Source organism: Halococcus sediminicola (assembly GCF_000755245.1).
In the GTDB taxonomy this organism is placed as follows: domain Archaea; phylum Halobacteriota; class Halobacteria; order Halobacteriales; family Halococcaceae; genus Halococcus; species Halococcus sediminicola.
Genome location: NZ_BBMP01000022.1, coordinates 236,209 through 261,575, shown reverse-complemented (window position 1 = coordinate 261,575; position 25,367 = coordinate 236,209). Strand labels below are relative to the sequence as shown.

Genomic DNA, 25,367 nt, shown 5'->3' with positions numbered 1-25,367 from the left:
TGTGGATTGAGGCTTCTCGTTGGTTGCCGAGCTATTCTCCGTCTTCCTCGGCTAGCCGCCCGAACGCTTCGAGTATCACCCGTTTGGTCACCGCACCGCGGGTCGTCCAGTGGTGGGCGTAGTCGAGCATGTCGTCGTAGATGTCGGGTTTGCAGCCGGCGGCCTTCGGATGACCGCCCCCGTTCACCTGTCCGGCGACCTCGTGACAGCGCTCGAAGTTCTCAGTGCCGCGGATCGAGGCGCTGCCCGATGGCTTGACCACGACGGCGGCGTCGGCCCCCGCCTCGCGCAGTGCCTCACAGACTTCGTTCTGTGAGCAGCGCCCGTAGGTGACGCCGACCGTCCACGGACCGACGTCCTCGAATTCCGCCCGTTCAACCGCCCGCTCGATGAGCGCCTCCTTCTCGACGCGTTGCTCGTCGAGATATATCTCGATGTCGGCGGGGAGGTCCGCACCGTGCTCGCTGACGGTTGCGACGTACTCCTCGGGATCGGCCCAGTAGGCGAAATCCGCGAGATCATCACTACGAGGATCCTCGCGCAGCCAGAGATCGTGGTCGCGGGTCACGGCGGCGAGGTCGGTGTATCGGGCGTCGAACTCGTGGTCGAGCGCTTCGAGGGTGACGTCGGCCGAGCACACCTTCTCACTGTCGCCGACGACGAGGCGTGCGCCGTGGCTGCGCACCTTCTCCATGTCCGTCTCGTCCCACTGGTGGTGATCGAACCAGCTCACCTCGCTGGCGCGCTCCGTGAGCCGCTCGAACTGCCCGGCGATGTAGTGGAAGTCGTCGGGCACGAGGTCACAGACGAACACCCGTGCGTCCGGTTCGAGGTGGTCGGCCACCCGGTCGATGGCGTCGCTCAACTCGTGGGGACCGGCCGGCACGAGTGCAGTCGGGCCGAACGTCTCCCGGATGAGGGCAACGCAGGCCAGTCCGTCGGCGTCCGGGTCGGCGACGACGACACGCTCCGCACCCGTGACCGCGTCACGGGTCTCGCGCTCGGCGCGCTCGGCGTCGAACGAGTCGGGATGGAAAAAGCCCGTGCCCGGTAGCAGCGATTTCCGGGCCAGCGAAAGCCCCTCGTCGTCGATGAGTCGGTCGTTCATACCCCTCACAAGCCATCGCCGCCGAAGTACTCCTCGCTTCAGCCCTCCTGGCTTTCGAGCTGACGAACGGTGAGCACCGGGATGGTCAGATTCCTGACGAGCGCCTCGGCGACGCTCCCGAGGACGAAGCGGTACTCGCCGTGGCGGCCGCGCGTACCGGTCGCCACGAGGTCGGCGTCGTGGTCGTCGGCGTACCGTCTGATCTCCTCGGCCGGATGGCCCTCCCGGACGGCGGTCGTCACGCTCCCGTCGGCCGCGCGGACGCTCGCGACGGCCTCCTCGCCGCTGTCTTCGAGCGCCGTCCGGAGGCGTTCGCGGACGTCCTCCGGTGCGGCGGCGATGTCGTCCTCCTCGACGACGTACAGCGCGTGGACGTCGGCATCGAAGCGGTGGGCGAGGTCGAGTGCGGCCGTGACCGCCCGCCCCGCACTCTCCGAGCCGTCGGTTGCGATGACCACAGTCTCGAACATACCTCCGTTTTCACTTCTCGCGGCATAAAGCCCGCGCGCCGCTCTCGGTGGATTTTTGCGTGCCGACCGCGATGGACCGCCATGACGCTCGCGGTCGAGACCGTCCTTACGCCGGTCGATGGCAGCGACAAATCCATGCGCGCCGTCGAATACGCCGTCGCCATCGCCGAACGATACGACGCCGGCGTCCACGCGCTGTACGTCGTCGACGAGGAGCACGCCCGCGAGGCCGCCTTCGGCGAGGGCGACGACGCCGTCGCTGCCGCCAGCGAGGCGTTCATCGAGGAGGCGCGTGCGCTCGCTCCCGAGAGCGTTTCGCTGACGCACTCGTCGGCCTACGGCTTCTCGCCGACGATGAAGACCCGCCACCCCGGCAGTGTGGTGCTCGATGCCGCTGAGGACGTCGCGGTCGATTTCATCGTCATCCCGCGCGAACCGGTCTCGGGCGACCCCGACGAACCGCTCGGGCGCGCCGCCGAGTACGTCCTCCAGTACGCGACCCAGCCCGTGCTCTCGGTCTGAGTTAGGTCGCCCGACGGCGCTCGGCCGGTTCGCGTTCCGTGTGCTCGACGCGGATGTGACGCCTCAGCCGCCGCTTGTCGTCGGAGACGATCTCGATGGCCGTCTCACAGTACGGACAGCGCTGGTACGGTGACATGTGTCGCGTACGGCTTCCGCCACCCTAACACCGTGGCATGCGATTGCATGCCTGCTTTGACGGGGTTACAAACGCAGTGACATCTCCATCTCGAAGCTCTCGCTGTCGCAGGTCTCGAAGCCGACCTTCCGGTAGAGGGCGATGGCGGGACCGTTCCAGCGCTCGACGGTGAGCCAGACGCGCTCTGCGCCCTCGGCTTCGGCGTGACCGAGCAACCCCTCGAGCAGCCGCGAGCCGACGCCGGCCTGCTGGTGGGTGTCGAGGACGAAGATGGCGAGTTCGTAGGAGGCCTCCCCGTCGGGCACGAGCGTCGCGTGGCCGACGCACTCCTCGCCGTGGCTGGCGACGACGTTGTAGCTGCCGTCGAGGATGGTGTCGAGCCACTCCTCGATGGCCCCGCGCTCGGTCGGCGGGATGCCCTGTGCGCGGTCGGCGGGGTCGAAGGAGACGTACATCTCCGCGAGCGCCGTGCGGTCGGCGTCGGTGTAGACCTCGATCCGGATGTCGCGGTCGTGGGCGTCGGTGAACCGGATGGGTGGGCGCTCGAACCCGTCGGCGCGCTCGTCGGGATAGGGACGGTTCATCGCGCGAGCGTCACCGACGTGTCGGCGTTCATGAGGACGAACTCGGTGGTCCGGCTGAACGAGAGCTTCCCGGTCGGCGTCCGCTCGCCGCCGCTGACGACGAGCCTGTCGAAGCCCTCCCTATCGGCTAGCTCGACCAGTTCGCCGTCGCCGGCGACGTGCTGTATCGCGGCGTCGAGGCCCGTCTCACCGAGCGTCTCGCGGACGCGGCGTGCGACCACCGTCGCATCGTCCAGCGTGCTCTCGACGAGTGCCACGGTGAGGTCGTCGCCGGTCTCGCGTGCGCGAGTGACGGCGCGCTCGAAGACGGCGAACGAATCGTCGCTGCCGTCGATACCCACTACGACGTTCATGCCGAGCGATGGGGCGGTCGGGGCAAAACCGTTGTGTTGCCCATGCCGGGACACGACACGCTTTTTCCCGGGCGCTCGCAATCCCGAGCAATGACCGAGGACTCACCATCGCCCACAGCACCCGCCGAGAACGGGGATACCGACGTCGATGACATCGAGATCCCCGAGGACGTGCGCCGCTACGAGCGATTCACGAAGATGGACGGCGCGCGCTACGAGCGGGCCAACGACTTCCTGCGCGACCGGACCTACATCACCGCCCGCGAGTGGGCCATCGCCCGGCTCTGTGCGGACTTTCGCACCGAGACCGGCGTCGAGATGACGAAGATCGGGAACCATCTCCCCGAACTCGTCCCGTTCATGACCGACACCTACACCCCACAAGCCGTCAATCAGGCGCGGGCGGCCTTCGAGGAGAAAGTCCGCAAGGCGGGCGCGACCTTTCTGTACGGGGCGATGTGTGATTTCTTCACCGCCGAGCAGTTGGACGACGTGATGTACGAGGCGACCGAGGTGGCGAAGTTCCTGCTGGAAGTCGAGGGCGTCGACCTCGCGGTCGGCGCGGAACTCGATGGCGAGGAGCGTATCTCCAGTACGATGCGCGAGGTGCGCGCCCAAAGCGCGGCGCTGCGCCACGACGAACTCACCTGTCCGCACTGCGGCGAGGAGTTCACGGCGAGCGACGCCGCCACGGACGATGCCGCCGACGCTTCGGACTGACTCACTCCGGAACGAACAGTTCGGGCTCTTCGTAGCTGAACGTCACCATGCGGTCGTCGTTCAGCGGACGGATGTGGGTGTAGAGCACACCGTCGCCGATACGCTCGCGCACTCCCTCGATTGCCTCGCGTTCGTAGTAGATCGGACAACAGACCGCGCGCTCGGTTTCGGTATCTTCGAGCACGACCAGCGCGAAGACCATCTCTGATTCGGCGGCGCGGTAGACTTCGTAAGTGTCGAAGGCCGCGTCGGCGGTGCGTGACTCCAACGTCTCGAACTCGTCGCCGGGCACGAGCACGTCGAGTCCCTGTTCGTCCACCGTGACGTCGCCGGGGTGGAGTTCGAGGACTTCCCAGTCGGCCTCGCGGTAGCCATCGGCCGTGGCTTCCATATCCGCGACGACCGCCTCCCACGGTTCGGCGACGCGCTCGAACGGGTTGTTCTCGGACACAGGCTTCGTGTGGGGGTGGCGAGCAAAAGCCTTCCTTTCGGTTGCGGCAAACGTATATACCACGGTTCCAAACGCCACGGCGTGAGTGACCTCCTCTCGATATCGGGCCTGCGGACGCAGTTCGCCACCGACCGCGGTACCGTCAAGGCCGTCGACGGTCTCGACCTCACCATCGAGAGCGGCGAGACCGTCGGACTGGTCGGCGAAAGCGGGTCGGGCAAGTCGGTGACGGCGCTGTCGGCGATGGGGCTGGTCGACAACCCCGGAACCGTCGCCGACGGCACGGTCGAATTCCACGACGCGGACCTCGCGCGCTCGTTCGCCGACGAGTACGGTGAGGGGTTCACCGACCCCGAAGCGGGGACCGTCGACCTCACGCGTGCACCCGAGGACGCGATGCGGGCGGTGCGCGGCGGCGAGATGAGCATGATCTTTCAGGACCCGATGACGTCGCTCAATCCCGCTATTCCCGTCGGCGAGCAGGTCGCCGAGAGCCTCCGCCTCCACCAGTACGGCGGTCGACGGAAGGACTCGTGGCTGAACGCCGTCCGCGAAATCCTGCCCCGAACCGGCTCCGATATCGATAATGAAATTTTGGACGACACCGTCGAGATGCTCGCCGAGGTCGGCATCCCCGAACCCGCCGCGCGCGTCGACGAGTACCCCCACGAGTTCTCGGGCGGGATGCGTCAACGGGTGCTCATCGCCATCGCACTCGCCTGTCGACCCCAGTTGTTGATCGCCGACGAACCGACGACGGCGCTCGACGTCACCATCCAAGCCCAGATCCTCGACCTCATCAACGACCTCCAGGAGGAGTTCGGGATGTCCGTCCTCTTCATCACTCACGATCTCGGCGTCGTGGCCGAGACCTGCGACCGAGTAGCAGTGATGTACGCCGGCGAGATCGTCGAGGAGGGTCCCGTCGAGGAGATCTTCGCTAATCCCTCTCATCCCTACACCTACACGCTGCTCGAATCCATCCCAAGCGAGGACGCCGACCGCCTGACGCCGATCGAGGGGAACGTCCCCGACCTCGTGGACCTGCCCGAGGGCTGTAACTTCGCGCCGCGCTGTCCGTGGGCCCAACCCGAGTGCCGCGAGGGCGAGATTCCCTATCTCCAGCACGGTCCCGAGGAGGTGAACCACCGCTCGAAGTGCATTCTGGAGGACTTCGACACGAGCGAGTACGGCGTCGAGGAGGGGGTGGCGGCGACCGACGAGCGCGCCACCCGGACTACGGAGAGCGCCGCCGTCCGGGAGGGCGCGACCGGACCGCTGCTCAGCGTCGAGGGGTTGGAAAAACACTTCTCGCAGGCCGACGATCTGCTCGACTCGTGGCTCGGCGGCGACGACAGGCCGGTGCGAGCGGTCGACGGCGTGGACTTCGAGGTCTACGAGGGCGAAACGCTCGGGCTGGTTGGCGAGTCGGGCTGTGGGAAATCCACGACCGGGCGAACGCTGCTGCGACTGCTCGAACCCACCGACGGGCGGGTGGTCTTCGCCGGCGAGAACTTGGGTACCCTCGACAAGGACGAACTCCGGGCGAAGCGCCGCGAGATGCAGATGATCTTCCAGGACCCGATGAGCAGTCTGGACCCGCGGATGAACGTGGGCGCGACCATCGCCGAACCTTTGAAGATCCACGACCTGCCCGACTCGGCGGGTGACTCGACCGGACAGAGCCGTCGCGAGCGCGTCGACGAACTCATCGAGGCCGTGGGACTCGATCCCTCACAGCGCGAGCGCTACCCGCACGAACTCTCCGGTGGGCAGCGCCAGCGCGTCGGCATCGCCCGGGCCTTGGCCGTCGATCCCGATTTCATCGTCTGTGACGAACCCGTGAGCGCGCTCGACGTCTCCGTACAGGCCCAGATCCTGAATCTCCTCGAAGACCTCCAGGAGGAGTTCGGACTCACCTTCCTGTTCATCGCCCACGACCTCTCGGTCGTGCGCCACATCTGCGACCGCGTGGCTGTGATGTATCTTGGCGAGATCGTCGAGGTCGCTGGCACCGAAGAACTGTTCGCCGACCCGAAACATCCCTACACGCGAGCACTACTCTCGTCGATTCCCGAACCCGACCCGACGAGCGACACCGACAGGATGGTGCTCGAAGGCGACGTGCCGAGCCCCATCGACCCGCCGTCCGGCTGTCGGTTCAGAACCCGGTGTCCGTCGGTCATCCCGCCGGAGAATCTAGACATCCCTCAAGAGAGTTATCGTGAGGTGATGGACTACCGCGAGCGCGTCGAGCGCGAGTCGATTTCGGTCGACGACGTGCGGGCCGAAGCCGACGCCGACCGGGCGGTCGCGGCCGACGGCGGTGGCGTGCCGACGCGGGCGCTCTGGGAGGGACTGTTCGAGCACGCCGACGAACTCGACGGAAAATCCAGAACGGTCATCGAGGCCTCCTTCGAGCACGTCGCCGCGGGCGAGTGGGACGAGGCTGCGTCGGTGCTGCGCGAGCGATTCGAGAGCGTCTGTGAACGACAACGACCCGCGCTGCAAGAGGAGGCTCATCCGGCGGCCTGTCATCTCTACGACCAACCGGAGAACACCGAGTAACCGATCGCGGCGCAAATTTATCCGGTACTCTTATTAAGGCTCTCTCGTCAGTTCGTCACATGCCATCCGATAGCAGCACGGACAGACGTTCTTTCCTGAAAGCCGCCGGCGGTGCGGCCGCCGCGACGGCCATCGCGGGCTGTCTCGGCGGCCAGACCGGCGACGACAACGGCTCCGGCGGTGGTGGCGGAGGCGGTAACGGCTCCGGCGGTGGTAGCGGTGGTGGCGGTGGCGGTGGCGGTGGCGGCAACCAGAGCGGTGGCGGCGGTGGCGGGGGCGGCGGCACGCTCGCGTACGCACGCGGCAGTCACTCGCCGACGCTCGACTTCCAGAACTCGACCAGCGGCGAGGTCGCCAAAGTCACCGAGCAGATCTACGACTCGCTCATCGGCTTCGTGCCGGGCAAGGCCAAACTGACCAGCGAACTGGCGACCGATTACAGTCTGGAGGGCAAGAAGGCGACGTTGAAACTCCGTGAAGGCGTCACCTTCCACAACGGCGAGGAGTTCACCGCCGACGACTTCATCGCCACCTTCCGGCGGTTCGTCGACACGGAGTACCAGTACTACGCCGGCGACGACTACGTCTCGGCCTACGGGCCGTTCACGTTCGGCGACTGGGTGAAGGACATCTCGGCCGACGGTGACTACAACCTCACCATCTCGCTGACCCAGAAGTACGCACCGTTCCTGCGGAACCTGGCCATCTTCGCGGCAGCCGTCCACTCGAAGAAAGCCATCGAGGACGACAGCATCAAGCTCAGCAAGAAGCCCGTCGGGACGGGCGCGTTCGAACTCAAGAACCTCGACGACGGCAACGAGGTCATTCGGCTGTCGGCCTACAACGACTACTGGGGCAAGGGACCGCAGGTTTCGGAAGTGGTCTTCGAGACCATCGGCCAGAACTCGACGCGCGCCCAGTCGCTCGCCAACGGCGAGGTCGACATCGCCGACGGACTCGGCGCACAGTCATCCCAGCAGGTACAGGGTGCGGAGGGCGCACAGCTCCGTTCGGTCGAGGGCATCAACACGGGCTACATGGCGTTCAACATGAACGTCGAGCCGTTCCAGAGCAAGCAGGTGCGCAAGGCGATCAGCTACGCGGTCAACACCAAGGCCATCGTTAATCAGATCTACGCGGGCTTTGCCGAACAGGCCGCCCAGCCCGTGCCGCCGGCCGTGCTCGGTCACAACAAGAACCTGAATCCCTACCCACAGAACGTCGAGAAGGCCAAATCGTTGCTGGAGAAGGCGGGCTACGGCGACGGCTTCTCGTTCGAACTGGCGACGTTCAAGAACCCGCGCGGCTACAATCCCTCGCCGCTGCCGACGGCTCAGACTGTCAAGTCGAACCTCTCGGAGATCGGTATCGACGTGTCGATCAACCAGATGTCGTTCGATCCGTTCCTCGAATACACCGCCCAGGGCAAACACGACGCCTGTTTCCTCGGCTGGTACACCGACAACGCCGACCCGGACAACTTCCTTTATGTCCTGTTGCACCCGCAGGTAGACAAGAGCAAACTCACCCAAGGACAGGATTGGGTGAGCTTCGACACCGAGGGCTACAACACCTCGAATCGCGCGGCGTGGGCAAATCGTGAGTACATGAAACTCGTCGAGGAAGGGCAGGCGACCTACGACGAGGCGACCCGGCGCAAGAAGTACGAACAGGCGAACAAGATCGCTCGCGACGAAGCGCCGTGGGTGTTCATCGATCACGCGAAGGAGCTCCGTGGCGTGTCCGGTCGCGTCTCGAACTACACGGTCGCGGCCATCGGCGGGCCGTTCCTCCGACTCGTCACGGTCAACTGACGGCTCGTCGACCGCTCGCGTCGACCGCTCCCCGGTCGTGAGCGGCCGCCGTGTTCCAAAAACGCCCACGAACGAACGGGAAGTTTATACCGTTGCCGTCCAGCCTTCGGCGTAATGGTATCGCTGCGGTTCGTGGTCAAACGGCTGTTGCTCCTCGTCCCCGTTCTCTTCGGGGTTGCGACGCTCGTCTTCGCCATCCTCCAGCTCTCGCCGGGCAACCCGGCCCGAGTGATCGCGGGCCAGCGTGCCTCCGAGGCGTTCGTGCGGCAGATCGAACGCGAACTCGGACTGAACGACCCCATTTGGGTGCAGTACGGGCGCTTCCTCGCGGACGTCGCTCGATTCGACTTCGGTGACTCCTACATCATCCAGCGCAACACGCCGGTCAGTACGATCCTCGTGAACAAACTCCCCGTCACGCTCGAACTCGCGCTCTACGGCCAGCTCATCGGCGTTCTGCTGGGGATCCCGCTTGGCATCATCAGTGCGATCAAACAGGATACGCTCACCGACCACCTCACCCGCGTGGGCGCACTCTCGGGCATCTCGATTCCCATCTTCTGGAGCGGCCCGCTCGTCATCCTGCTCTTTTCGCAGATCCTGGGGTGGCTGCCGACGAGCGGTCGCATCGACGCCCAGCGCTTCACCATCGACACCATCACCGGTCTCATCACGGTCGATACCTTGATAAACGGTGTCGTGGAGACGCTTTCAAGCGGCTTTCAGCCCTCGAACTTCGCGCCCTTCTTCTCGGCGGTTGAGCACATGATACTGCCGGCGGCGACGATCGGGATTTACTCGATGGCACTCATCTCGCGGATGATGCGCTCGTCGATGCTCGAAGTCATCAGACAGGACTACATCCGCACCGCCCGGGCGAAGGGCCAGGGGGCGAAGATCACACTCATGAAACACGGTCTCCGCAACGCGATGATTCCCGTCATCACCGTGATCGGCATCCAGTTCGGATCGCTGCTGGGTGGGGCGGTGTTGACCGAGACTGTCTTCGGCATCGGTGGCATCGGCACCCTCCTGGTGCAGGCCATCGAGGTCGGCGACTATCCGGTGGTGCAGGGCACAGTATTGGTATTCGCCTTCCTGTTCACGCTCGTCAATCTCGGCGTGGACATCACCTACTCCGCGCTCGATCCGAGGATACAACAATGAGAGGACAGCCATGAGCACCGAAACGGAGACTCGGAGCGGCCAAACGCGCGGCGTCCTCGACCGACTGCGCGCCTCGCCGTTTCTCTCGGACCTGCTGTCGAATCGCCTCGCGCTCGCCGGGCTCACCGTGATCTTCGTGATGGTCGTCGTCGCGATCTACGCCCGGCTGTTCATCGACCTCGAAGCCATCTCGCTGACGCAGTTCGGCCAGAACCCGCCCCGACAGGCTCCGGGCTGGTGGGCGAACCTCTTCGGGAGCGGTCCCCAGACGGTCGGTTTCTTCGAGTATCCCTTCGGGACGGATGGCCAGGCCCGCGACATCTTCCCGCGCGTGCTCTACGGCGCGTGGTACGCGATGCTCTACGGGACGATCACGGTCGGCGTCTCCACGATCGCGGGTGTGGGTCTCGGCATCGTCGCGGCCTACTTCGGCGACCTCACCGACAACGTCGTGATGCGAACGATGGACGTGCTGCTCGCCTTCCCCTCGCTCCTGTTGGCACTCGCGCTGGTCGCCATCTTCCCCGACGGACTCGGGCTCTGGCGGGCGGTCGCCGCGCTCACGCTGGTCTACACCCCGCGATTCGCCCGCGTCATCCGCGGCGCGGCGCTCGCGGTGCTCGAAGACGAGTACGTCGATGCTACGGTCGCACTCGGCGCGACCGACCCGCGGGTCATCGTCCGGCACATCCTGCCGAACTGCCTCGCGCCCATCACCGTCCAGAGCACACTCAATTTCGGGCTGGCCATCATCGATCTCGCGGCGCTCTCGTTTCTTGGCTTCGGCGCGGCGACGGGCACGCCATCGTGGGGGCTGATGCTCTCGAACGGTGTTGAGCAGGGGCTACTCACGGGCCAGTGGTGGTGGTCGTTCTTCCCCGGTCTCCTGCTCGCCATCACGGTACTGGGCTTCAATCTCCTCGGGGACGGGATGCGCGACGCGCTCGACCCGCGGATGCGCGAGGCCATCGACTGATGTCGTCGGCCGGATGACGCCGCGCGCGTGGCTCCGCCCGCGGATCCGACTGCTCGCCACGGCGGGTGCGACCGGCATTCTCGTGGGAGGTCTCGCACTCGTCGTGCTCGCCGGCCTGCGGACGCTTCGCTTTGCCAGCACACAGACCTTCGCGGTCGGCGCGCTCGCGCTCGGCTTCGGCGTGCTCGGCTGGTCGGGGTCGGTGCTCGCCGGCGGCGCTATCGAGGCGCTCCAGCGCTATCTCGACGCGGGTTCCGACTGGACCGAACGCGACTCCCGGCGGGCAATGGCTCGCATCGCGGGCTTCGGCGCTGGCGTGATGGTCGGCGTCGTACTCGGAACGACGTTACTCGCCTGACCGAACGTTCGCCCCGCGTACATCGCCGAACCGTTCCCCGTTTTCGTCCCGCTCGTAAACCATCTCTCCGCGCACCATCGTCCATTCCGGGAACACACCCTCCCGACCCTCGAACGGCGTCCAGCCAGCCTTCGAGTGGAGATCCGCACCACGAATCTCGCGGGTTTCGTCGGGGTCGAACAGGGCGAGGTCGGCGTCTTTGCCTGCCTCGATGCCTCCCTTTCGTGGCAGGTCGAACACGCGCGCCGGGTTCGCCGCCGTGAGGTCGCGTACGCGCTCGTAACTCAGTTTTCCCGCACGAGCCTCGGCCAACAGCAACGGCAGCGCGGTCTCGACGCCCGGCACACCGCTCGGAGCGTCCCAGATCCCCGTGTCCTTCTCGGCGAGGGTGTGGGGCGCGTGGTCGGTCGCCACCATCTCGACTACCCCGTCGGCGACGCGCTGATACACAGTCTCCCGTCGCTCCTCGCTCCGCAGCGGCGGGTTCATCCGTCCCTGCGTTCCCAGTTCGTCGAGGTCGTCGCGCGAGAGCAGGAGGTGATGGGGCGTCACCTCGCAGGTCATGCCCGACTCATCCGCGCGATCGATGCCCTCGGGGGTGCTCGTGTGGGCGATGTGGAGCCGTGCGCCCGCCTCTCGACCGACCTCGCAGGCGCGCTCGACGGCGGCGAGTTCGGCCTCCGCGGTCCGAAAGGCGCTCCACACATCGGCGTCCGCGTGCTCTTTCGCGCTCGTGGTCTCCGTACTCGACAACACACTCTCGTCGAACTCGCTGGCGTCCTCGGCGTGGACGGTCACGGGAACGTCCCGCTCGGTGGCCCGCTCGACGGCCGCCGCGAACAGATCGGCGTCGATTCCCATTTCACCTGTGGAATCCGCGAGAAAGACTTCGCCGAGGGCCAACAGCGGCCGCTCGAACAGCTCTCTGGGCGACCAGTCGGGCGTGACACCGCCGTTGATGCCGAAATCCACCAACGAATCGGCGGCCAGTTCCTGCTTTTCGGCGAAACTTTCCCCATCGACCGTCGGCGGTTGGGTGTTCGGCTGATCCACCACGGTGGTGACGCCGCCCGCTGCCGCCGCCCGACTGCCGCTCGCCCACGTCTCCTTTTCGGGGAACCCCGGCTGGCGGAAGTGGACGTGTGAATCTATCATCCCCGGCAGGAGGAGCTTCCCGTCGGCGTCGATCACCGTCTCGTCGGTCGCCGTTGACAGCCCGTGGCCGACGGCGGCGATGCGTTCGCCCTCGATACGAACGTCGCGCCGGCGGCCGTCGGCGAGCGTCGCGTCCCGAATCAACATGCCTTCGCTGGCGTGCCTGCGGGCCTAATCCTGTCGGTCGCTTCCGTTGGATTCACGATAGCCTTCGACGAGCGCACTCTCGATCTCGTCGGCGACGGTCGCGGGCTCGCTCTCGCCGCCGGCGCGTTCGATGCTGCCCACGCTACCTGGGTCGAACGGGACGTCGAGCGCGGTATATACGGGGTCGAGCACCCCTGCTATCTCGTCGGCGTCGCGGGTGAGGACGATGCCGGCGACGAGCGCCCCCTCGCCCGTGACGCGCTGGGCAAGCCCTGCAATCTTGCCGTCGGCTTGCAGCGAGTGCGACCCCGGACAGAACGAATCCGGTGGTTCGCCGGGACGTGCCTCGACGCCGAGACGGCGAAAGGCGCTCTGTAGATCGTCCGTCGTCCGCGTGTACCGCTGCTGGATCTCCCGCCCGTCGGTGGGTTCGGCCCGTGCGAACGCGACCGTCGAACCAGTATAGGCGACCGCCCGGCCACCGACCGAGCGCTCGACGGCCGGGAAATCTCGCTCCTCGGCGGCCGATTTCGCCCGCTCGTAGCCCGCCGCGCGGGCGTCGCGCCGGCCAAAGGCGACCTGTCGGTGCGGAACCCACGCGCGCACGGCCGGTTCGCCGGTCTCTTTGGTGAACGCGAACATCGCCCGGGTCCGCTCCCTGTCCGCCTCGATGTCCGCAGTCCGGCCGTCGAAGACGCGCATGGTCGATTTACGAGCGGGAGGGGTATTGGGGCTGTCGTGAGTGCTTTCGGCGGAACCCTCGCGGGAGTACTTCGCCGTCGATACCCCTTCGGCTTCGCATCGCGGTACGGAGCCACAACCGTCCGTATAAACTCCCACGGGTCCTTCTATCGACGATGGCCGTCACCCTCCCGGCGGACGCGCTCTCACACTACCGGCGCTTCTCGCTGTACAACTCGCCCTACGCCGCCCACGACTGGGGCTGTGCCATCGATCTCTACCCGAACCCGGGCTTCGGCCCGACCACCGACGGCACGCGCTCGCCGGCCCCCGCGCCCGTCGCCGGCAGGGTGCTCGATACTCGTACTGTTCGTGCACCGCCGAAACCCTATGCCGCCGAAAACGATCATCTCGTGCTCGTCGATACGGGCGAGCACGTCGCCCGTATCCTCCACGTCGAGCCGGCAGTCGAACCGGGCGACACGCTCGACATTGGCGACGAGATGGGCACACTCGTCCGTGCGGGCTTTTTCGCGCCGTGGGTCGACGACCACGTGCACCTCGAACTCCGCGATTCCGAAGCGAACCCCTACCGGGCGAGCGGCTCCGAACCGCTCACTATCGACGTCGACATCGAGGGGCTGGCGTGGGACGGTTCGGGGACTGTCGTCGAGACCGGCGAGACTTACGCCGTCCTCGACGCACCCGCTCACCCCGCGCCGGGCGAGCGGTTCGTAGGTCTCGCGAGCGACGGCGGGGCGGTTCTCGACGGCGGTCTCGTCCACTACGCGGGTGCGGGAGCGTTCGGCGGCGGGGCTGGGCCGGTATCGTTGCTGGGTCGACAGATCGGCCATGCCTCGGGCCGTACCGTCGAATGGAACGGTCTCGCGGTCCTCGTCGACGGAGACCCGATCACCGGACTGTCGCTGTTCTGTGCCCGCGAGACCTTCGGCGCGAAACTCGTCTGTCCCGACCGGGCGTTCGCCGTCGGCGAGGAGGTAGCGGTGGAACTCCGTCCGAGCAACGACCCGGTGCGACTCGGCTGAGAGTGACGCGACCGATGCTCATAATACTAAGATAGTCAATACGTCCGCATGGGCGAGCAAGGGCAGGGAGATCGGCCCCCGGACGAACCGGTTCGTCCGGGGGTCGGATGGTGGCTGTTCGCCGCCGTGCTGGCGGCCGTGCTGGTCGTGACTCTCGATGCCTACGTGGGCTGGCTCGTCTTCGGCGTCTTCCTCTACTACGTCGCACGACCGATCAACAGGCGGCTCGGGTCCCGTATCGGCTCACCGAGCGTGACCGCCGGGCTGACGATGCTCGTCATCGTCCTGCCGTTCGTCACGATCCTCGCGCTCCTCGTCGCCGTCGCAGTCGGACAGCTCTCGGCGGTCCGGCCGGCGGACGTCGAGACCTTGCTCGAAACGCTCGCTCCCGGCCTCGATACGGGAGTGATTCCGACCGCCCCCGACCAACTGTACCGTGCGGCGACCGATTTGCTCGGCGACCCGTCCGTCCAGTCGGCGCTCGGATGGGTGCAGGGCGTCGTCGGGGCGTCAGCCGCACAGGCGTACAACGGGTTTCTCGCGCTGATCTTCGTGTTCTTCCTCGTGCGCGACGAGGACCGACTCGCCGGCTGGGTCCGGGCGAACGTCGTCGGCGAGGGGACCACCACCGACGAGTACCTCCGGGCGGTCGACCGCGGGCTGGACTCGGTGTTCTTCGGCTACACGCTCACGATCTTCGCCATCATGGTCCTCTCGGCGCTCATCTACACCGCACTCAACCTCCTCGCGCCGCCGGGACTCGCGATTCCACAGCCGGTTCTCGCGGCCGTGGCGACCGGTCTCGCGACGGTCGTGCCGCTCGTCGGCCGCTCCATCGTCTACGTCGTCATCGTCGCCTATCTCTCGCTGATCGCGCTGCGGACCGACCCGACGCGGCTGTGGTTTCCGGTGCTGTTCTACGTGCTGATGGGACTCGTCTTCGACAACCTCGTCCGCACCTACATCCGACCGTACCTCTCCGGGCGGCTGTTCCACAACGGGCTGATCATGTTCGCGTACCTGCTCGGTCCGCCGATATTCGGCTGGTACGGCATCTTCCTCGGACCACTACTGATGGTCGTCGTCGTTCAGTTCCTCGAACTCGTCTTCCCCCGGATGGTCGGTCCCGACCGACGCCGGACCGCTGTTCGGACGCCGACCGAGGAGGGGACAGCCGACGACGAAACGTCGGTCGAGACGGAAGACGACACGAACGAGCACTGAGGCTCGCGCCGTTCAGTCGTACTGCTCGCGGTGGCGTGTTTTCAATTCCCGATAGCGCTCGTCGTCTTCGACCATCTCCCACCACACCTCGTAGACGAGGGCCGCCTCGCGCTTGTCGTGGTCGGCCCAGAACTCGGGGTCGCGCTCTTTGCCATCACGGTATTTCTGCCCGCCGGGATAGCGCGCGTATCGCATCGCCCGCGTATAGCCCATCTGAAGGTACTTGCGCGCCATGTCCATCCCCGGAAACTCCTCGCGCTCGCGGTACTCTCGGTACTTCTCGTAGATTCTTTCGCCCGCCTCGTCGGCGGTCTCGCGGTCGGCGTACCCCCACAGGTCGAGCAGTTCGCTCTTGTACGGCTCGACTTTGAAAACGCCCTCTTCACCGCGGCCGACGTCGTACTGTTCGGGCTGGGCGCGAAAATCGACGTCGTACTCCGGGCCGTCGGTCATGGCTGGATGAAGGTCCGCGCTCGCCTGAGGCTATCGGTCGGTTGACGCTACCGACGGGTACAAACCGTTCGCCGGTCACGCATCGTCATGAGCGACGAAATCCCAGAGCAGACGACCGACCTGCTCCAGCGCTACATCGACGCCCACGGCTATCTCTCGTGGCTCGGCACGCAAGTCGAGTCGATGGACTACGGAACGCTCGTGATGACCATCCCGTTCGACGAGAAACTGACGAACTCGCGGCCGGGCGAGGGCGGCGAGACGCCAGCGCGCATCCACGGCGGTATCGCCGCGACACTCATCGACACCGCCGGTGGCATCGCGCTCCGGCCCTTCCTCGACGACCCGATGAACGACGACGTGGCGACCATCAATTTGAATCTCAACTACCTCCGTCCCGCCGGCAGCGACCTCACGGCGACCGCCGAGGTGATCCGCGCAGGGTCGAGCGTCGGCGTTTCCACGGTGACCGTCGAGAGCGACGCACCCGACGGCGAGAGCAAAGCCGTCGCCACCGGCCAGGGAGCCTACCGGCTCTTCCGGAACTGACTCAGACGAACTCGATATCCTCACGCTCGGTGACTTCCCCGAACAGCCAGTCGGCGTGGTCGAGCGCGTACTCGTGATGGTCCTCCTCGATGTAGCCGATGGCATCCTCGACGAGCACGGGTCTGTAGTCGCGCAGGCCGGCGCTGCCCGCGGTGTGGAGCACGCAGACGTTCGCGAGCGTGCCACAGAACAGGAGGTCGTCGATGCCGTGGGCGTCGAGCCAGCCCGCTAACTCGGTTTCGTGAAAGGCGTCGTAGGTGTGCTTTTCGACCACGTGGTCGTTCGCCTCGACGTCGAGACCGTCGACGATGTCGGTCTCCCACGTGCCCTCGACGACGTGTTCGCCCCAGCGGTCGAACTCGTCGTAGTAGTGGGTGTCGCCGAACTGTTCTTCGGGATGGACGTCCTTGGTGAACACCACCGACGCGCCCGCCGTGCGGGCCGCATCGAGCAGTTCGGCGATGGGGTCGACGACGCGCTCGCTCGTCGGGGCGTGGAGGCTGCCGTCGGGGTGACAGAACCCGTCTTGCATGTCCACCACCACGACGGCCGTTCGCTCGGAATCGAACTCCATATCCTCCGTTCTCCCGGCCTCGACAAATCCTTTCGCCAGTCGGACCTTTTTTGCCCGCCGCATCCCTCCTCGTGCTATGCGACCGCTCGCTGCCCTCCTGTGTGTGCTGTTCGTCGTCCTCGCCGGCTGTAGCGCCCCTTTCTCGCTCGGGGGCGAGGGGACACCCGCCGCGACCGACGGGCCGGCGGGTCCCGCGGCGAACGGCTCGAACGGCTCTTCGGCGGGTGGTTCGGGTGGATCCTCGGCGGACGGAACCGGCACCGCGACCGCCGACGCCCCGGCCACGAACCTCGCCGACCCGCCCGAGGACGTTCTCGGCTGGGAAGGGGGGTATTGGTACAACGAGTCGGTCCCGGTCACCGGAGCAGACGGTCTCAACGAGAGCGAACAGTCCGCGCTCGTCAACCGGACGATGGCCCGCATCGAGCGCGTTCGGGAGTTGGAGTTCGAGAGCACCGTTCCCGTGAAGGTCATCTCGCGCGAGGAGTTCCAGGGCCGACCGAACGCGACCGGCGGCGGGGCGCGCTCGGCGGCGTTCCGCACCTTCGACAACGCGAAGTTCGAGGGACTCTTCCTCATCGGCGAGGGGAACAACTCGCTGGCCGTCCAGCAGTCTAACCGTAATCAGAACGTCCTCGGCTACTACAGCCCACGCAACGATTCCATCGTGGTGGTCTCGGACAGCGCCACCCCGAAACTCGGGCGCTCGACGCTCGCCCACGAACTGGTCCACGCGCTCCAGGACCAGCAGTTCGACCTTTCGCGAAACGCGCCGCCGACCCGCGACGGCTACAACGCCCGCAACGGACTCGTCGAGGGCGAGGCGAACTACGTCCAGCGCCGCTACGAGGGCAACTGTGGCGGCCAGTGGCGCTGTCTCGATGTCGGTGCTGCTGGCGGCAGTGGCGGCGGGGGTGGCCTGCATCTCGGCGTCTACGCGCTCGAATACTTCCCGTACGCCGACGGGCCGGCGTTCGTCGATGCGGTCTACGAGCGCGCCGGCTGGGACGGGGTGAACGCCCTCCACGAGGACGTCCCCGAGAGCACCGAGCAGATCATCCACCCCGAGAAATACGGCAACGACACGCCGACGAACCTCACGATCCGGGATTCGAATTCCGCGGGCTGGGAGCGGGTGCGACCCGACGGCCGACCGGACTACGCCACGCTCGGCCAATCGGCGCTGTCGGCGATGTTCGGCTACACCATCTACGACAGCTACAATCAGTCGCCGGCCATCCCGCCCGAATCGTTCCTCAACCTCGAAGGAGGGAACGTCAACCGAACCGACCCGTTCGAGTACGGTCTCGACTACACGAACGGCTGGGACGGCGACCGGATGGCCGTCTACCAGAAGGACAATCGGACCGGGTACGTCTGGAAACTCGCGTGGGATTCCCCACAGGAGGCTCGTGAGTTCGTCCGTGGCTACCGCCAACTACTCACCCACTGGGGCGGCGAGCGCGTGCTCGGCCGACAGGGCGTCTGGGAGGTCGAGCGGTCGAGTCCCTTCGCCGACGCCTTCCGGATTTCTCGACAGGGCGATACGGTGACCATCGTCAATGCGCCGCAGACGGGCGACCTCGACGCGGTTCATGCGGGCGGGTGACGAATGGTTTTTGCCGGCCGACCAACCACTCTCCCCATGTCCGACCCGTTCGACGTCATCTCGCCCGCGACCATCCGCGAGGGCCGCGCGACCGACGCCTACTTCGAGCGCACCGTCGAGACGCTCGACCACGCCGGGAAAAACCCTCACGTCGTCGCCGAGGTGACGGCCGACCAGTTTCCAACGGGTGAGTTCGAGGTCTTCGCGGGTGTCGCCGACGCCGCCCGTCTGCTCGCCGGTCGGGGTATCGACGTGGACGCCCTACACGAAGGCCGGTTGTTCGACGGCGGTCCCGTGCTGTCCATCGAAGGTTCGTATCTCGAATTCGCCCGGCTCGAAACGGCTCTCCTGGGATTTCTCTCGCAGGCGTCGGGGATGGCGACGAACGCGCTGCGTGCGCGGCGGGCGGCCCCCGATTCCTCACTCTTGAGTTTCGGCGCGCGCCACGTTCATCCGTCCATCGCGGCTGTCGTCGAGCGGAGCGCGCTCGTGGGCGGATTCGACGGCTTCTCGCACGTGGCCGCGGGCGAGTTACTCAGCCGGGAGCCGAGCGGGACGATGCCCCACGCGCTCGTCATCGCCTTCGGCAAGGGTAATCAAGAGGAAGCGTGGACAGCCTTCGACGAGGCGGTTGCCGATTCAGTCCCCCGCATCACGCTCTGTGACACCTACTCGGACGAAGTCGATGAAGTGCTGCGCGCAGCCGACGCGCTCGGCGAAAACCTCGACAGCGTACGCATCGACACGACGAGTTCCCGGCGGGGCGACATCCGCCATATCATCCGCGAGGTGCGCTGGGAACTCGACGCGCGCGGGCGCGAGGACGTGGAAGTGTTCGTCAGCGGCGGTCTCGATCCCGATTCGCTCCACGAACTCCGCGGCGACGCCGCCGGCTTCGGCGTCGGCGGCTACGTCTCGAACGCGGACCCGGTGGATTTCGCGCTCGACATCGTCGAGATCGACGGCGAACCAGCCGCCAAACGGGGCAAGCTCTCGGGGAAAAAACAGGTCTATCGAACGGGCGACGGTGGCCATCACGTCGCCCTCGCCGACCACGAGTCGGAGGGTGAACCGCTGCTCTCCCCGCTGATTCGTGACGGCGACCTCGTTCGGGAGTTCGACATCGACGAGGCGACCGAGCGCGCCGCCGCGGACGCCGATACGGTCGGGTTCACGTGACGAGCGAACCGCTTTTCATGGTTGCCAGCCTATCGTGAATCGGCAGAGAGAGCCTGGCCACCGCGGCACGCCTGCCGGCGCACACGTACCAGCAGGCGCGCACGCGAGGAAAGTCCCCCCACCGCCGGGCAGGTGACCGGGGAAACCCCGGGACGGGAGACCGTCGGCGCTGGAACAGCAACGAGACCCCTCCGCCCGACCGATGCGACGCGGGCGGTGGCATCGCCACCGCCTCGGCGCGAGCGGCGCGAGGCGGTTTCACCGCCTCGAAAGGAGACGGCTCCGCCGTCTCCCATGCCGCGAGCGTGCGAACCCCGCGCAAAACGGCCGTTGGTCGGACAAAGCAACGGGGAGCTAACCCGTCGAGGGATGAGGGTGGAGAACGGATGGAACGGCGAATCCTCACCGGTGCAAGTCCACGCCACGCGGCGCGAGCCGCACGGTAGCCCGGCAGGGACGTGGACGCTCAGCCGAATGCCGGGACGAACAGAAGGGGGCTTACTCCTCTCAGCCATCGTTCTCAACGACCGACGGGTCGTCGATCGAACGATATTGTAGGACAGTATTGCCCCTTTTAGCGACGGTCGCGATCAGTCGATTACCATCGGTAGCGGGGTCGTGAGCGTCGGCATCGACGGACGAACGACCACGATTTCGACTCACGTACACGCAGTTCTCTCCGAGGACCGCACCCCCATACGTGTGCTGTGCGTATACTCGGTAAGTGCGGTCGGCACGCTGTCGGCCATCTTCGAGGAGTATTCATCGAATGGGAACACGCGAATCCAGCATCGACGTCGCACAGTTCATCGACAATCTCACCCACTTTCACTATCGCGAAGTGCTGATGACGGGTGCGACCTTCGCCGCCATCGCGACGGCGATCGTGCTCTTTCCGGGGACGGAGAACATCACACAGGGGATCCAATCGGACGTCTCGGAGGGTCTGTTCGTCCTGCTCGTCGGCGTCGCCGTCCTCGCCGGAACGGTCATGGGGATGCTTGGGTTCGGGTTTTCGCTCATCGTTACCCCCGTCCTCGTGAGCGTCATCGACCCGACGCTCGCGGTGGTCGTCCTCGCCGTCCCGCCGCTGATCATCAACGTGTTTCAGATGGGCGATACCGGCACCGGCATCGGATTCATCCGCGAGCAGTGGCCGCTGATGATCCTCGCCATTATCGGCACCGTCATCGGCGTGGTCTTTCTCACACAGTTCAGCACCGGCCCGCTCGTTCCGTTTCTCATCGGTCTCATCATCCTCGCCTACGTCGTCTTCCAGGTCGTCGAGAACTTCGTCGTCATCGAGGAGGCCCACCATCCCATCGCGCTGGGTGCGATCGGACTCGTCGAGGGATTCTTGCTCGCCGCCGCAAACCTCGGCCCCGTGCTGCCGGCGTACTTCCACACCTTCGAGCGCGACGCCGAGAAATACATCGGCGGGCTATCGATGGCGCTCGGCACGATCTTCGCCACCCGCATCGTTCTCATGACCTTTTTCACCGACCTGATGACGCCCTATCGCCTCTGGCTCGGGTCGATCATCGCCGTCGTCGCCATCGTCGGCCTCCTCTTGGGAACCTACCTCCGGCGCATCGAGATCGACGAGCAGAAATTCACGTGGTTCGTCATCGGGCTGCTCTTTATCATCTCGCTCAACATCTTCCGGAACACGATCCCGGCGCTGTTCCTCTAGGGCGTGATGTAGACGTAGCCGGCCGCTTCGAGCCGGGCGACTTCGCCCACGCCCGACGAGACGAGTTCGACGCCGTCGATGAGGTCCGATTCAGTAATGTCGATGCCCGTGAGCGTGTTCGAGCACTGTTTGAACGCGACGCCACGTTTCTGGAGATCCTCGACCGCCGCGCGCCGTGGTGAGTCCTCGGTGAGCAGCGCGATACCGCCGCCGTTCGAGACGAGTACAACCGAATCCGTCTCGACCGTCTCGTCGTCCAGCAGGTTCTCGATGTTGCCGGTGACGCGTGCGTGGAAGTCGGGGTCGTCCTCGGTGTGGTGGAATACGACGTTCACGGCGACGGGACGAGCGCCGAGGGTTCAAACGGACCGGTTCGCCCGCCGTTTGCCGCTATCCCTATCGTCATGCAGTGAATCGTTCGATACCCATCATGCGCTTCGAACTCACCGACGCCCAGTGCGATCTCCGGGACGAACTCCGCGAGTACGCACGGAGCGAGGTCGTCCCGCGCGCCGGCGCACTCGATCGAAACGAGGAGTATCCAGAGGAGATCCTCGCCGATCTCGGCGAGCGACGCTTCACGGGACTCACCTTACCCGAGAAATACGGCGGTCGCGGTGCGGGTCTCGTCGAACTCGTGATCGCCATCGAGGAACTCGCGGCGGCGATGATGCCCGTCGCGAGCGCGCTCGCGCTGCATCTCGGCGTGGCGACGGTCGTCGAGCGCTTCGGCTCGGAGCGACTCAAAGCGGAGTACCTGCCCGCGATGGCGCGCTTCGAGACCGTCGGCGCGCTCGGTCTCAGCGAGGACCATGCTGGAAGCGACAAACTGGCGATGGAGACACGAGCCGAGCGCGCCGGCGGACGCGGAGACGACTGGATCCTCAATGGTCACAAGCGCTGGGTGACGAATTTCTTCGACGCCGATACGGTGCTTACCTACGCGAAGACCGGCCCGGAGAGCGACGCACCGCACAACGTTAGCGCATTCTTGATTCCCACTGACGAGTTCGCCGTCGAGACCGTCTGGGAGACCCTCGGCGCGCGGAGCGTCAAATCACCCAAGGTCTCGCTGTCGGACGTCCGCGTGCCGGCCGAGCGGCTCGTGGGCGAGGAGGATGAAGCGTACGTCGAGCGCGGTCGGATAAACACGGGCGTCAACGTCCCCGCCCGCGCGGTCGGCATCGCGCGAGCGGCGCTCGACGACACCGTGGCTCACGTCTCCGGCCGCGAGCAGTTCGGCCAGTCAATCGGCGACTTTCAGGGGATTCGCTGGCGCGTCGGCGAGATGGCTACTCGCACCGATACCGCCCGCCTGCTCACGCTCCGGGCGGCCGACCGCGCCGACCGCGGCGAAGACGCGAGCCGTGAGTCGAGCATGGCGAAAATTCAGGCGACCGAGGCCGCCGTCACGAACACGAACGAGGCGCTCCAGCTTCACGGCGGTATCGGCTACACGGCCGAGCGCGACGTCGAGCGCTATCTCCGGGACGCGCGCCTGCTCACCATCGCCGGCGGGCCGAACGAACTCCATCGAAATACGCTCGCCGATGCGGTTCTCGGCGAGTAGCCGTTTCGAACCTCTCAGTCGCTGCTGTAGGTCGTGGTGCGCCCCCAACTGGTGGTCTTACCCCAGAGACCGGAACGCATGCATTCGAGTTCGACGATCTGTGAGTTGTCGACGAACAGGTTCACGTTGGGACCGAAGTTCTTGATGTACCATTCGAACATCTCCGGGCCGGGGGCCTCGAAGACGCAGTTTTCGGCCCCGAGTTGATTGGCGATCTGGTAGGCGACGTCCGTGCGCCACTCGACGACTTCCTCGGTGATGCCCTCGGCCTCGACCATCAGCAGTTCCGCGCCGGCGTCGAGATGGCGCTCGCCTTCCCGAATCGCCATCTCGGGGTCCTGCTGGCCTTCCTCCAGGTCCTCGGGGTCGGAGGCTCCACCCGCGCCGAACTGGACGTTGATCTCGGGTTTCGGCTCGACGCCGTCGACCTCCGAAACCATCTCCGTCATCGCCACCATGTCGTCGGCGTCGATGGCGAGGAAGCCCGAGGAGATCTCCACGATGTCGAAGCCCATCTCGGCACACTCCTCGACGTACCGATCCACTTTGTCGTTATCACGGATCAGCACGTTCTCGATGAATCCTCCGGTGGAGACTTTGACATCGTACTCGTGACAGATGTCGATGAGTTCACGCACCGCCTCTTCTGGCATCAGCGAAAAGGACCCGCCGGAGAACTTGTAGATGTCGACGTACCAACCCATCGTCTCCAGGATGTCCCGTAGCTCTCGGGGGCCCATCGGGTCGTAGTACGGCCCACGCATCTCCGTGATTCCCTTCTCTCTCGGCTTGTCCGGGCGCTCGTTGACGTGCAGGAAGTCGAAGGCCCTGTCGAACGGTCTGTTTGCCATACCCGTTCGTGTTCGCGTGCCGAGCACTTAGTCGTTGGTGACCGTTCAGTCGAGCAGTGCGGTGAGGTCGGCCACCGCGTGGTCTTCGAGGTTTTCGACCACGTCGACGATCTCCTCGCGCCGGTCCTCGTCGTAGCGCTCTTCGGTCATCGTGGTGAACTTCTCCTCGACTTGTTCCCACGTCATCGGGTTCGTCGGATGGCCGTTGAACGCGTCCTTTTCGACGTGACGGGTCGAGTCGTCGCCGAGCGCGATGTCGATGACGGCGGGCATCTCTCCTCCTTCGAACCGGTCGGTGAGTTCGTCGTTCTCCTCGACTTCGACCTTCCGGAGCAGTTCCTGAACGTCCTCCTGTCGGATGCGTTCCGGGTCGTAGGCCGCGTTGGTCATCTCGCGGTCGATGAGTGCGGCCGCGAGCATGTACGGGAGGGAGTGATCGGCCTGGGCTTTCGTTTCGACCTCGTAGCGCGACCCTTCACCGCCGCCGATGATGAGTTTCGCGCCGTGGAACGTGTCGAGATGGATGGAGTTCACCTGCTCGGGGTCGATGTCGGCCTCCTCGGCGAGTTCGATGACGCCTTCGACCGCCGACTGGGCGTAGGTCTCGGCGACGTAGCGCTTGGTCATCGTGTCGAAGACGCGCTCGCAGGACGGATCGAGATCCACCGAGAAGTCGCCCGAGATTACCTGTTTCCAGCCCTTCTGGCCCTCGAAGAGATCGACGGGGCCCTCCATCCCGTTTCGGGCGAGCAGCGCCGAATACACCGCGTTGCGGGCGGCGTTCGCGCTCGCGATCCCCTTCCACTCGTTGATTCCTCCTGTTCGGGTGACCCGGAGCGCGTTGTGGGCGGTGCCGGCGATGCCGATGGCGTTGCGGAGTTGTTCGTGGTCCAATCCGAGAATCTTCCCGGAGCCAGCGGCCGCCGAGATGACGGTGTGGGTCACGTGGTCGTAGCCGCGGTCCCTGACCGGGGCGTTCCACGCGAGTTCGCCCTGAATCTCGTAGCTCGTCCCCACGGCCTCGATGAGCTGAGTACCAGAGGCATCGGCGTGTTCGCCGCAGGCGATCAGACTGCCGATGTTGTCGCTCGGATGGGGCGTCTCGCCCGGCGCGAGAAACGAGTCCATGAAGTCGAGATACCGGGTTAGTGAGGTGTTGTACGTGGCTGCACCGGTCGGACTCGCCCGTTTTTCGGACCCCCAGATTCGGGCTGCGTCGCCGCCGGCGGTCTCCGCGACAGTCCGGCGAACGCTCTCGGTCGCGTCGGCCCCGAGCGCGCCAATCGCGATGCCCACCGAGTCGAGCACGCGCTTTTTCAACTCCTCGCGGACGTCCTCCGAGAGGTCGTCGTAGGAAACTTCGTCGACGAGATCGGCAAGTCCGTCAGTGGTCGTCATACTTGTTCTAT

27 protein-coding genes and 1 other RNA gene are annotated in these 25,367 nt (G+C 65.8%); 15 read left to right on the top strand and 13 right to left on the bottom strand.

What is annotated here, in order from left to right; genetic code table 11:
- Nucleotides 1-31 precede the first annotated feature (31 nt).
- Nucleotides 32-1,108, bottom strand: coding sequence for a DHH family phosphoesterase (locus ACP97_RS10470; RefSeq protein ID WP_049997768.1), 1,077 nt, complete (start codon nt 1,106-1,108; stop codon nt 32-34).
- Nucleotides 1,109-1,146: 38 nt separating this feature from the next.
- On the bottom strand, nt 1,147-1,578 hold the full coding sequence (locus tag ACP97_RS10465; RefSeq protein WP_049997767.1) for a universal stress protein: 432 nt from the start codon (nt 1,576-1,578) through the stop codon (nt 1,147-1,149).
- A gap of 81 nt (nt 1,579-1,659) precedes the next feature.
- Between ACP97_RS10465 and ACP97_RS10460 the strand changes: the two genes are divergently transcribed.
- Nucleotides 1,660-2,100 carry a universal stress protein gene (locus ACP97_RS10460; RefSeq protein ID WP_049997766.1) on the top strand — a complete coding sequence of 147 codons (441 nt, stop codon included), beginning with the start codon at nt 1,660-1,662 and terminating at the stop codon, nt 2,098-2,100.
- A gap of 1 nt (nt 2,101) precedes the next feature.
- On the opposite strand, the gene ACP97_RS21050 is transcribed toward ACP97_RS10460, so the two are convergent.
- The 3 genes from ACP97_RS21050 to ACP97_RS10450 all read right to left on the bottom strand — a co-directional run bounded on the left by ACP97_RS21050 (nt 2,102) and on the right by ACP97_RS10450 (nt 3,173).
- A complete protein-coding gene (locus tag ACP97_RS21050) occupies nt 2,102-2,236 on the bottom strand; it encodes a hypothetical protein (RefSeq protein ID WP_272913447.1) in 135 nt (44 codons plus the stop codon).
- 65 nt (nt 2,237-2,301) lie between these two features.
- Complete coding sequence (locus ACP97_RS10455; RefSeq protein ID WP_049997765.1) at nt 2,302-2,820, bottom strand: GNAT family N-acetyltransferase; 519 nt, start codon at nt 2,818-2,820, stop codon at nt 2,302-2,304.
- The gene (locus ACP97_RS10450; RefSeq protein WP_049997764.1) at nt 2,817-3,173 is read right to left on the bottom strand and encodes a universal stress protein; all 357 of its coding nucleotides are present in this window, start codon (nt 3,171-3,173) and stop codon (nt 2,817-2,819) included. The genes ACP97_RS10455 and ACP97_RS10450 overlap by 4 nt, the downstream gene beginning before the upstream one ends.
- 90 nt (nt 3,174-3,263) lie before the next feature.
- Here ACP97_RS10450 and ACP97_RS10445 point away from each other — a divergent pair, with 90 nt between their 5' ends.
- Nucleotides 3,264-3,893, top strand: a complete 630-nt coding sequence (locus tag ACP97_RS10445) for a DUF5806 family protein (protein WP_049997763.1) — start codon at nt 3,264-3,266, stop codon at nt 3,891-3,893.
- 1 nt (nt 3,894) lies between these two features.
- On the opposite strand, the gene ACP97_RS10440 is transcribed toward ACP97_RS10445, so the two are convergent.
- On the bottom strand, nt 3,895-4,344 hold the full coding sequence (locus tag ACP97_RS10440; protein ID WP_049997762.1) for a DUF7529 family protein: 450 nt from the start codon (nt 4,342-4,344) through the stop codon (nt 3,895-3,897).
- Nucleotides 4,345-4,425: 81 nt separating this feature from the next.
- On the opposite strand from ACP97_RS10440, the gene ACP97_RS10435 reads away from it, so the two are divergent.
- The 5 genes from ACP97_RS10435 to ACP97_RS10415 all read left to right on the top strand — a co-directional run bounded on the left by ACP97_RS10435 (nt 4,426) and on the right by ACP97_RS10415 (nt 11,227).
- On the top strand, nt 4,426-6,912 hold the full coding sequence (locus ACP97_RS10435) for an ABC transporter ATP-binding protein (RefSeq protein ID WP_049997761.1): 2,487 nt from the start codon (nt 4,426-4,428) through the stop codon (nt 6,910-6,912).
- Between the two features lie 59 nt (nt 6,913-6,971).
- Complete coding sequence (locus ACP97_RS10430) at nt 6,972-8,726, top strand: ABC transporter substrate-binding protein (RefSeq protein WP_049997760.1); 1,755 nt, start codon at nt 6,972-6,974, stop codon at nt 8,724-8,726.
- A 114-nt stretch (nt 8,727-8,840) separates the two neighbouring features.
- Nucleotides 8,841-9,893, top strand: a complete 1,053-nt coding sequence (locus ACP97_RS10425; protein WP_049997759.1) for an ABC transporter permease — start codon at nt 8,841-8,843, stop codon at nt 9,891-9,893.
- A gap of 10 nt (nt 9,894-9,903) precedes the next feature.
- Complete coding sequence (locus ACP97_RS10420) at nt 9,904-10,869, top strand: ABC transporter permease (protein WP_049997758.1); 966 nt, start codon at nt 9,904-9,906, stop codon at nt 10,867-10,869.
- 13 nt (nt 10,870-10,882) lie between these two features.
- The gene (locus ACP97_RS10415; RefSeq protein WP_049997757.1) at nt 10,883-11,227 is read left to right on the top strand and encodes a DUF7268 family protein; all 345 of its coding nucleotides are present in this window, start codon (nt 10,883-10,885) and stop codon (nt 11,225-11,227) included.
- Here ACP97_RS10415 and ACP97_RS10410 read toward each other — a convergent pair.
- Nucleotides 11,216-12,529 carry a dihydroorotase gene (locus ACP97_RS10410; RefSeq protein WP_049997756.1) on the bottom strand — a complete coding sequence of 438 codons (1,314 nt, stop codon included), beginning with the start codon at nt 12,527-12,529 and terminating at the stop codon, nt 11,216-11,218. The two genes, ACP97_RS10415 and ACP97_RS10410, sit on opposite strands and share 12 nt — an antisense overlap.
- 24 nt (nt 12,530-12,553) lie before the next feature.
- Entirely contained in the window at nt 12,554-13,231 is a 678-nt protein-coding gene (locus ACP97_RS10405) for a lipoate--protein ligase family protein (protein ID WP_049997755.1), read from the bottom strand.
- Between the two features lie 155 nt (nt 13,232-13,386).
- Here ACP97_RS10405 and ACP97_RS10400 point away from each other — a divergent pair, with 155 nt between their 5' ends.
- Together ACP97_RS10400 and ACP97_RS10395 are read left to right on the top strand one after the other, a co-directional pair.
- Nucleotides 13,387-14,256, top strand: coding sequence for a hypothetical protein (locus ACP97_RS10400; protein WP_049997754.1), 870 nt, complete (start codon nt 13,387-13,389; stop codon nt 14,254-14,256).
- Nucleotides 14,257-14,304: 48 nt separating this feature from the next.
- Complete coding sequence (locus ACP97_RS10395; RefSeq protein WP_079977614.1) at nt 14,305-15,480, top strand: AI-2E family transporter; 1,176 nt, start codon at nt 14,305-14,307, stop codon at nt 15,478-15,480.
- Between the two features lie 12 nt (nt 15,481-15,492).
- On the opposite strand, the gene ACP97_RS10390 is transcribed toward ACP97_RS10395, so the two are convergent.
- Entirely contained in the window at nt 15,493-15,933 is a 441-nt protein-coding gene (locus ACP97_RS10390; RefSeq protein WP_049997753.1) for a DUF4385 family protein, read from the bottom strand.
- A gap of 87 nt (nt 15,934-16,020) precedes the next feature.
- Between ACP97_RS10390 and ACP97_RS10385 the strand changes: the two genes are divergently transcribed.
- Nucleotides 16,021-16,482, top strand: a complete 462-nt coding sequence (locus ACP97_RS10385) for a PaaI family thioesterase (RefSeq protein WP_049997752.1) — start codon at nt 16,021-16,023, stop codon at nt 16,480-16,482.
- Nucleotide 16,483: 1 nt separating this feature from the next.
- Here ACP97_RS10385 and ACP97_RS10380 read toward each other — a convergent pair whose 3' ends face one another.
- Nucleotides 16,484-17,056 (bottom strand): cysteine hydrolase family protein, encoded by a 573-nt coding sequence (locus tag ACP97_RS10380; protein WP_049997751.1) that lies wholly within the window; start codon nt 17,054-17,056, stop codon nt 16,484-16,486.
- A 76-nt stretch (nt 17,057-17,132) separates the two neighbouring features.
- On the opposite strand from ACP97_RS10380, the gene ACP97_RS10375 reads away from it, so the two are divergent.
- From ACP97_RS10375 to ACP97_RS10365, 4 genes are all read left to right on the top strand, one after another.
- Complete coding sequence (locus tag ACP97_RS10375; RefSeq protein WP_049997750.1) at nt 17,133-18,665, top strand: Hvo_1808 family surface protein; 1,533 nt, start codon at nt 17,133-17,135, stop codon at nt 18,663-18,665.
- Between the two features lie 36 nt (nt 18,666-18,701).
- Nucleotides 18,702-19,844: a nicotinate phosphoribosyltransferase gene (locus ACP97_RS10370; RefSeq protein WP_049997749.1), complete on the top strand. Its 1,143-nt coding sequence runs from the start codon at nt 18,702-18,704 to the stop codon at nt 19,842-19,844.
- 41 nt (nt 19,845-19,885) lie between these two features.
- Nucleotides 19,886-20,357, top strand: an RNA gene (gene rnpB / locus ACP97_RS14280) — RNase P RNA component.
- Between the two features lie 256 nt (nt 20,358-20,613).
- On the top strand, nt 20,614-21,537 hold the full coding sequence (locus tag ACP97_RS10365; RefSeq protein ID WP_049997748.1) for a sulfite exporter TauE/SafE family protein: 924 nt from the start codon (nt 20,614-20,616) through the stop codon (nt 21,535-21,537).
- On the opposite strand, the gene ACP97_RS10360 is transcribed toward ACP97_RS10365, so the two are convergent.
- On the bottom strand, nt 21,534-21,872 hold the full coding sequence (locus tag ACP97_RS10360; RefSeq protein ID WP_049997747.1) for a DsrE family protein: 339 nt from the start codon (nt 21,870-21,872) through the stop codon (nt 21,534-21,536). The genes ACP97_RS10365 and ACP97_RS10360 overlap by 4 nt on opposite strands.
- 95 nt (nt 21,873-21,967) lie before the next feature.
- Between ACP97_RS10360 and ACP97_RS10355 the strand changes: the two genes are divergently transcribed.
- The gene (locus ACP97_RS10355; protein WP_049997746.1) at nt 21,968-23,107 is read left to right on the top strand and encodes an acyl-CoA dehydrogenase family protein; all 1,140 of its coding nucleotides are present in this window, start codon (nt 21,968-21,970) and stop codon (nt 23,105-23,107) included.
- Nucleotides 23,108-23,121: 14 nt separating this feature from the next.
- Here ACP97_RS10355 and ACP97_RS10350 read toward each other — a convergent pair whose 3' ends face one another.
- Together ACP97_RS10350 and ACP97_RS10345 are read right to left on the bottom strand one after the other, a co-directional pair.
- Nucleotides 23,122-23,958, bottom strand: coding sequence for a phosphosulfolactate synthase (locus ACP97_RS10350; protein ID WP_049998481.1), 837 nt, complete (start codon nt 23,956-23,958; stop codon nt 23,122-23,124).
- Between the two features lie 45 nt (nt 23,959-24,003).
- Nucleotides 24,004-25,356 carry an MmgE/PrpD family protein gene (locus ACP97_RS10345; protein WP_049997745.1) on the bottom strand — a complete coding sequence of 451 codons (1,353 nt, stop codon included), beginning with the start codon at nt 25,354-25,356 and terminating at the stop codon, nt 24,004-24,006.
- Nucleotides 25,357-25,367: the final 11 nt, after the last annotated feature.

Bases quoted from the DNA above. Each gene is read 5' to 3' on its own strand.
- ACP97_RS10425 (WP_049997759.1), top strand. From the start codon at position 8,841: ATGGTATCGCTGCGGTTCGTGGTCAAACGGCTGTTGCTCCTCGTCCCC.
- ACP97_RS10430 (WP_049997760.1), top strand. From the start codon at position 6,972: ATGCCATCCGATAGCAGCACGGACAGACGTTCTTTCCTGAAAGCCGCC.
- ACP97_RS10410 (WP_049997756.1), bottom strand. From the start codon at position 12,529: ATGTTGATTCGGGACGCGACGCTCGCCGACGGCCGCCGGCGCGACGTT.
- ACP97_RS10420 (WP_049997758.1), top strand. From the start codon at position 9,904: ATGAGCACCGAAACGGAGACTCGGAGCGGCCAAACGCGCGGCGTCCTC.
- ACP97_RS10470 (WP_049997768.1), bottom strand. From the start codon at position 1,108: ATGAACGACCGACTCATCGACGACGAGGGGCTTTCGCTGGCCCGGAAA.
- ACP97_RS10350 (WP_049998481.1), bottom strand. From the start codon at position 23,958: ATGGCAAACAGACCGTTCGACAGGGCCTTCGACTTCCTGCACGTCAAC.
- ACP97_RS10455 (WP_049997765.1), bottom strand. From the start codon at position 2,820: ATGAACCGTCCCTATCCCGACGAGCGCGCCGACGGGTTCGAGCGCCCA.
- ACP97_RS10465 (WP_049997767.1), bottom strand. From the start codon at position 1,578: ATGTTCGAGACTGTGGTCATCGCAACCGACGGCTCGGAGAGTGCGGGG.
- ACP97_RS10445 (WP_049997763.1), top strand. From the start codon at position 3,264: ATGACCGAGGACTCACCATCGCCCACAGCACCCGCCGAGAACGGGGAT.
- ACP97_RS10345 (WP_049997745.1), bottom strand. From the start codon at position 25,356: ATGACGACCACTGACGGACTTGCCGATCTCGTCGACGAAGTTTCCTAC.
- ACP97_RS10400 (WP_049997754.1), top strand. From the start codon at position 13,387: ATGGCCGTCACCCTCCCGGCGGACGCGCTCTCACACTACCGGCGCTTC.
- ACP97_RS10450 (WP_049997764.1), bottom strand. From the start codon at position 3,173: ATGAACGTCGTAGTGGGTATCGACGGCAGCGACGATTCGTTCGCCGTC.
- ACP97_RS10370 (WP_049997749.1), top strand. From the start codon at position 18,702: ATGTCCGACCCGTTCGACGTCATCTCGCCCGCGACCATCCGCGAGGGC.
- ACP97_RS10415 (WP_049997757.1), top strand. From the start codon at position 10,883: ATGACGCCGCGCGCGTGGCTCCGCCCGCGGATCCGACTGCTCGCCACG.
- ACP97_RS10365 (WP_049997748.1), top strand. From the start codon at position 20,614: ATGGGAACACGCGAATCCAGCATCGACGTCGCACAGTTCATCGACAAT.
- ACP97_RS10395 (WP_079977614.1), top strand. From the start codon at position 14,305: ATGGGCGAGCAAGGGCAGGGAGATCGGCCCCCGGACGAACCGGTTCGT.
- ACP97_RS21050 (WP_272913447.1), bottom strand. From the start codon at position 2,236: ATGTCACCGTACCAGCGCTGTCCGTACTGTGAGACGGCCATCGAGATC.
- ACP97_RS10380 (WP_049997751.1), bottom strand. From the start codon at position 17,056: ATGGAGTTCGATTCCGAGCGAACGGCCGTCGTGGTGGTGGACATGCAA.
- ACP97_RS10375 (WP_049997750.1), top strand. From the start codon at position 17,133: ATGCGACCGCTCGCTGCCCTCCTGTGTGTGCTGTTCGTCGTCCTCGCC.
- ACP97_RS10405 (WP_049997755.1), bottom strand. From the start codon at position 13,231: ATGCGCGTCTTCGACGGCCGGACTGCGGACATCGAGGCGGACAGGGAG.
- ACP97_RS10460 (WP_049997766.1), top strand. From the start codon at position 1,660: ATGACGCTCGCGGTCGAGACCGTCCTTACGCCGGTCGATGGCAGCGAC.
- ACP97_RS10355 (WP_049997746.1), top strand. From the start codon at position 21,968: ATGCGCTTCGAACTCACCGACGCCCAGTGCGATCTCCGGGACGAACTC.
- ACP97_RS10390 (WP_049997753.1), bottom strand. From the start codon at position 15,933: ATGACCGACGGCCCGGAGTACGACGTCGATTTTCGCGCCCAGCCCGAA.
- ACP97_RS10385 (WP_049997752.1), top strand. From the start codon at position 16,021: ATGAGCGACGAAATCCCAGAGCAGACGACCGACCTGCTCCAGCGCTAC.